Source organism: Streptomyces sp. NPDC005811 (assembly GCF_040630405.1).
Taxonomy (GTDB): domain Bacteria; phylum Actinomycetota; class Actinomycetes; order Streptomycetales; family Streptomycetaceae; genus Streptomyces.
Genome location: NZ_JBEXXK010000063.1, coordinates 1 through 6,124, shown reverse-complemented (window position 1 = coordinate 6,124; position 6,124 = coordinate 1). Strand labels below are relative to the sequence as shown.

Annotated in this window: 3 protein-coding genes; 2 read left to right on the top strand and 1 reads right to left on the bottom strand. The window is 74.2% G+C overall.

Going from position 1 to position 6,124, the window contains the following annotated elements; all coding sequences use genetic code 11:
* Window positions 1–6: 6 nt before the first annotated feature.
* Entirely contained in the window at window positions 7–1,143 is a 1,137-nt protein-coding gene (locus ABZ490_RS43660; protein ID WP_359003510.1) for a type VII secretion system-associated protein, read from the top strand.
* Between the two features lie 223 nt (window positions 1,144–1,366).
* Here ABZ490_RS43660 and ABZ490_RS43655 read toward each other — a convergent pair whose 3' ends face one another.
* Window positions 1,367–4,930, bottom strand: a complete 3,564-nt coding sequence (locus ABZ490_RS43655) for a BTAD domain-containing putative transcriptional regulator (RefSeq protein ID WP_359003507.1) — start codon at window positions 4,928–4,930, stop codon at window positions 1,367–1,369.
* Between the two features lie 686 nt (window positions 4,931–5,616).
* Between ABZ490_RS43655 and ABZ490_RS43650 the strand changes: the two genes are divergently transcribed.
* Window positions 5,617–5,766, top strand: a complete 150-nt coding sequence (locus tag ABZ490_RS43650; RefSeq protein WP_359003504.1) for a hypothetical protein — start codon at window positions 5,617–5,619, stop codon at window positions 5,764–5,766.
* Window positions 5,767–6,124 lie beyond the last annotated feature (358 nt).

Below are 6,124 nucleotides of genomic sequence, written 5' to 3'. Positions count from 1 at the left end.
ACCACCATGAGCGATTTCACGCCCCCGGAGAACCTGGCGGGAGACGCCTCGGCCGCGTCAGCGGACACGTTGGCGCGTTCGCTAGGCGATCCGGAATCCCCGTCGGCTCCTGAGGCGGACGGGGAAGGGTTGCCGCAGGCCCTCAGCTGGCCGGTCGAGTCCGCGGAGCCCACGCCCGACAGTGCTCCCGAACCGGGTGCCATGCCGTCGGCACCGGACCACATCGTTGATGCCGCCCTGCTCGCTCCCGACCACTGGTTCGGCCTCGTCGACGCGGCGTGGCGCGGTACCTGGCCGCCGCCGATGTGGGCAGTGGTGGGCCAGTGGCGCTCCGATGCCGCAGGCCGGCTCGTGGAGTGGCAGAGCAACCCGGAGTACATCCCGTCTCCTTCCGCGCGCGGCTGGGCACGGCCCACCGACCCGATCGACGCGGCTGTGCAGCGGGCCGCGTCTGGCTACGGTGAGGAGAACGAGGTGCCGGTCCTGGTCGCCCGGGCGGAGGTGGCCGTCTACGTCCGGCCGGACGGGGAGTTGGTGACCGCGGTGGCGCCGGACGGCAGTGCCGTGGTGCCGGTTCTCACCTCGCAGTTCCAGGTGAACAGGGCGGGACGTCTTGCCTACGAGGTTCACCCGGTGCTGGAGCTGATGGAATGGGTACCGACGGAGCACGCGCTGTACCTCAACCCGGCAGCCGAGGTGTCCATGAGGTTGGACCCCGAAGCGCTTGAGCAGGCCCTCGCCGTGGTGAGGGACGAGATCGCCGCAGAGGACGAGGCCGCCGGAGCGCAGGACACTCCGGCGGACGCGGCTGACCGTGACGCCGGCCCATTCGCAGAAGAAGCCGACCGGCGGGACGACGAGCCGGTCGCCGGCGCGACCCGCATCGAAACCAGTGGTTCGGCTCCCGCGCCCGTCGTTCTGCAACGGGCCGCGTTCGACTCCGACGGAAGTGCGCAGACTGCGCCAGGCGCGCCGGACATCAATGACGCATTCGGTACTGAGCGGCGGGCAGCGGCCGAGGGAGTCGGTGGCGATTCGCCGACGCCTGCCGCGGTGTCGCAGGCGGCCGATCACGCCGGCTCCCCGGCAGCCAACCTCGCGGAAGGGGCCGCGGCAGCGTTGATGGGCATGTCCGACCGCTGACGGCATCCGGTTTCGTCGAGCCCGCAGCGGGGGCGGCGGAGGAATCGAGCTCCTCACGTGTGATGACGCGCCGGTCGAGGACGACAGCCCTGTCGGCGGCGAGTACGACACCAGCAGGTTCTTGGGACCGTCGGTGCTTCTGCCCGGCGCCCGGCACCGGACCGGCGTGCGCCGGGCGCCGTCCCCCGGCAAGGCGTGCGCCCTCCAGGAGCCCTGCGCCACGTCAGGTCACGACGGTGCGTCGCCGTGCCCTGGCCGCCGACAGTTCGGCGGCGGCCCGGTGGGCGTCGGCGGTGAGGTGGGGCGAACCCCACGCCTGCGCGGTGCGGGCGGCCAGGGCGTAGTACTCGGCGGCGGACCGGTCCTCGCCCAGGAACCGGTACAGGTCGCCGAGGGCGTGGGCGAGCGGACGGGTCGCGTAGGCCATCCCGGCGGCGCCCGCGAGCTGCTCCCGGAACGGCAGCAGCTGCCCGACCAGCGCGGCCGCGGTGACGTGGTCGCCTTGCAGGACGGCGATTCGGGAGCGGACGTCGAGTTCGAGGCCGTAGAGGTGGTCGGTCACCGGTTCCGGTGGGAAGTCGACCGCGCGCGCCTCGTCGAATCTGCCGAGGCCGGCCAGGGCGAGCGCGAGCATGACGCCCACGGACGGTCCCGTGGAGTCGTACACCGGGCGAATGATCCGTTCGACCTCGGCGATGCGTCCCTGGGCGAGCCGTACGGTGATCAGCCCGAGGGTGCCCAGCGCCGTGGCGTGGTGTGCCCCGACCCGGTGGAGCAGGCCGTCGGCCTCGGCGTAGCCGGCCTCGGCGGCGTCGAAGCGCCCGGCGACGTTCGCCAGCATGGCCGAGGTCGCGGCGCCCAGACTCTGCGCCCAGAGCATCCGGTAGCGGCGGGCGAGGGCCAGTCCGTCGGCGGTGTGCCGGCGGACCGTGTCGGGGTCGTTGAGGGTGGCGGCGGTCATGCCGTCGAGGTGCTCGCAGATCCAGCGGTAGGCGGGCAGGTCGTGGGCGCGGGCCAGCTTGCGCAGTTCGGCGACCAGCGGAGGGCGGGTGGTGCCGTGCCCCTCATGCGGCAGGAGTCTGGCGGAGGTCATCAGCGCGGCGGCCAGCAGGCGCGGTTCTCCGCCCGCGCGGGCGAGGGTCAGCTGGGTGTGGGCCGCGTCCAGGGCGTGGGGCGCGTCCTCGGCGGCCACCGCGTCGACGAGGACCTGGAGCACCCGGGCGCGGGTGGGGTCGTCCAGGCCTGGGTCGGCCGCCAGCTCCTCCAACCGGCTCAGCGCGGCACGGTCGTAGAGGCCCTCCAGTCGGCTCCGCCAGGGCGAGGGCTCGGTCCAGGCGCCGTAGACCGTCGCCACCAGGTCGCTCCGGCGGGCCTGCTCGGCCAGTTCGACGGCGCGCTGCCGGGTGCGCCGGGCCGCGTCGGTGGAGCCGGCCCGGATCTGCGCGCCGAGCAGCCGCACGAGCAGTCCCACGGTGCGTTCGAGCCGCCCGTGCGGGTCGTGTACAGCGGTGGTGTGCACGTCGATGGCCTGCTGGAGCAGGTCGACGGCGATGTCGTGGGCGTAGCGGCGCTCGGCGACCTCGGCGGCGCGCAGGGCGTAGTCGACGGCGAGGGGCGCGTCGGCGGGGCTGGCGGAGCGGGCGAAGTGGTGGGCGAGGGCGGCGAGGTCGTCGGGGCGGTGGCGGCGCAGGACGCGGGCGATACGGCCGTGCAGCCGGGCGCGCCGGACCCCGGACAGGTCGGTGTAGACGGTGTCGCGGACCAGGGCGTGCACGAACCGCACCCGGCCGGGTCCCGGCTCGGTGAGCAGGTCGGCGGCGAGGGCGGCGTCGAGGCCTTCCAGCACCGCGTCCTCGTCGGCGTCGGCCGCGTCGAGCAGCAGCGCCACCTCGGCCTCCAGGCCCACGGCCGCGGTGAGCCGTACGGCGGCGCGGGCGCTCTCGGGCAGCAGGGCCAGCCGTCGGCGCAGCACGTCCCGGACGCCCTGCGGCACCTCCGACACGGCGACCAGGGCGCCCTCGCCGGCGAGCAGGCGGGCGCTCTCCAGGACGTAGAAGGGGTTGCCGCCGGTGCGCTCGGCGAGGGCCGCCACCGTTGTCGCGTCGATGGGTTGGCCGCAGACGGCGTGGACCACGGTGGCGACGTCGGCCGGGGGCAGCCCGCGCAGCGCGATCCGGTGCGGGGCACCTGGGGCTAGCTGGGCGAGGGTCTTGACCAGGTGGTCGCTCTCCTCGGCGGGGCGGTAGCTGGCGACGGTGAGCAGGGGGACGCCGGTGACGGCGGCCGCGGCCTCGAGCAGGGCGAGGGTCTCGCCGTCGGCGCGGTGCAGGTCCTCCAGGACGACGGCGAGCGGGGCGGCACCGGCGGCGGACCGCAGCCAGGCGGCGAACGCGCGGTGCATACGGAAGCGTCCGGCGGTCGCCTCGTCGCGGGTCGCGGCGGCCGTGCGGGCCGGCTCGTGCAGCAGCACGTCGAGCTCGGCGGGCCGGGCCGGGGGCAGGTCCCGGGCCAGCGCGCCCAGCGCCTCGACCCAGGCCCAGGCGGGCGGCGCGCCCTCGTACTCGGGGCACCGCCCGACGACCACCGCCCACCCGTCGCCCCGCAGCCCGCGCACAAACCGCTCCAGCAACGCCGACTTCCCGGCCCCGGCCTCCCCGCTCACCAGCACCACCCCTCCCCCGTACCGGCTCTCCCGCGCCGCGGCCTCCAGGGCGCGAAGTTCAGCGGTACGGCCGACGAAGAGGGTGCTCGCGCTACGGGCCGCGCCGCGCGTGAGGTCCGGAGCGGGTGCGCCCGATACCGGGGCGGGCACGGGCGCAGCCGACGGCGAAGCGCCCATGGCCGACGGCGGGGTGGGCACGGGCGAGCTCGGCCCGGCCCCCGTCGCCCGAGCGGGGACATGCGCGGCGGGGGTGAGCATGGCGGTGGCCGGAGAGGGTACGGCCGGCACGGACACGGCATCCGACGCCGGGGTCGGGACAGGTGACGCGAGGGCAGGCACGGCCGACGCGGGATACAACGGGGCGGTCGTGTGGAATGCCTCCAGGCGCTGGGTGAGCACCGCCTGTTCCAGTTGCGCCAGCGCGGGGCCCGGGTCGCAGCCCAGTTCCTCGCGGAGCGTCCGTGCTGCGCGGCGCAGGGTGGCGAGGGCGTCGGCCTGGCGGCCGAGGGCCGAGTGTGCGAGGGTGAGCAGCCGCCAGCCCTCCTCCCGCAACGGGTTCTGCCTGACCAGGGCTTCGGCTGCGGGGACGGCCGCAGTCGCGCGGCCGGTGCGCAGTTCGGCTGCCACGGCGAGTTCTTCGGCCTCGATACGCCGTTCGGTCAGGCAGGCCACTTCCGAGGCGGCCCAGGTCTCGTCCGCGTGTTCCGCGAAGGCGGGCCCCTGCCACCACCCGAGAGCCTCGGTGAGCAGCGCGCGGGCTTCCTCGGCGGGCGCCCGGCGGGCCCGGCTCACCCACGTCTCGAACCGCCAGGCGTCCACGGCGTCCTGCGGCAGCCGCAGGACGTAGCCGGGCGGCGCGGTGACCAGGATGGTCGCCGGGGTGCGGGGCGGCCGCCCGGGCTCGAGCAAGCGGCGCAGGTTGGAGATGTAGCTGTGCAGGGACACCATGGCCTTGGCGGGCGGGTCTCCGCGCCACAGCGCGTCGGCCATCTGGTCCACCGGCACGACACTGCCACGGGCCGCCGTGAGGAGGGCCAGCACGGCTCGCTGCCGGGGCGCGCCCAGATCAACCGGTTCGCCCCCGACCTCGGCGCCCAGCGGACCCAGGACTCGAATACGCAGCATGCCGTGGGAATCTACCCGAATGGCGGTTCACAGCAGATCCCAAGGGGACGCCCCTGGGAACCTGTTGCCGGTATCCGGTACTCAGAACTTCCGGGCATGCCCCCAACAGCACGACGGACGTACTTTCCCCGACTGAGCGGCCCAAGACCCCCGAGATGGTCGTGGTCCACAGCGTCCTCCGCCGCGAGTCGGCGCTTCTCCCCGCCGCGTGTAGCGGACACCAGCCTGGGAGCGCGCGGTGGACCGCGTTCGGGCTGACGAGGACCAATCCGCCGTCGGCCTGTCCCAGAGCCGGCTCGGCAACTGCTCGGGGGGTGCCCGCGCGGGCGCCCGAACCGATGCCGTTCGAGGTGCCGCAAAATCGAAAGTAGTTGGCACTCCACGCAGGGCGTAAGGACAGATCGGGCATGACGCGTGAGGGCAGAACGGCTGGGGGAGAGGTTCATGGCGGCCGGGCGGCGGCGCAAGGTGGGTGCGGTACGGCAGATCGGCGGACGGATCGCTCCGGAGCACCGCAACGGTGTCATGAGCCAGGTCGTCGCCTTTCGGCTTCCGTGTCCGGTGTGCGGCTCGGGCGAACTGCGCGTCATCACGAGCGGCCAGGAGTGCGAGGTGTGCCGACAGACGCGGGAGCAGCGGCGCCGCCGGCGCACCGTGCTCAGGCGCACGGCCGCAGGGCGCACCGTGTGGCCGGGCAAGCGAGACCACCGCCGCCCGCCACGACCACATCACCGGGCATCTACGCGAGGCCGGCCTCGGCGCCCCTGACCGACCTCGGCTTCGGCGGCCTCGACGACGACACCCACGATGCTCCGGTCATCATCACCGGCCGGTAGGCGCTCTGCTCCCAGCGTCTCACCGACACCGAGAAGGAGGCGAACCGGCTGGTCAGCCGCGAACGCGCCGCCGTCGAGCACGGCTTCGTGAACCTGAAGAGCGGGCGCCTGCCGGCCAAGGGCCGCATGAACGTCCATCACACCACCACTCTGCTGCGGGCCCTGCTCGTTTTGGCGAGGTGCGAAGGCCAGTGGTGACAGACGATCACCCGACGGCGATCACTTCGCCTGCCGGCACGAGGACAGCATCACGGGCTCACACCAGTAGCCAGTCATCCCGAGGCCTTTCGGCCTCACCCCGGGGCCGGGAAAATGGGGCGGGGTGCCCGTCCGGAGGACGTCGTTTTTGCTTGGTGCG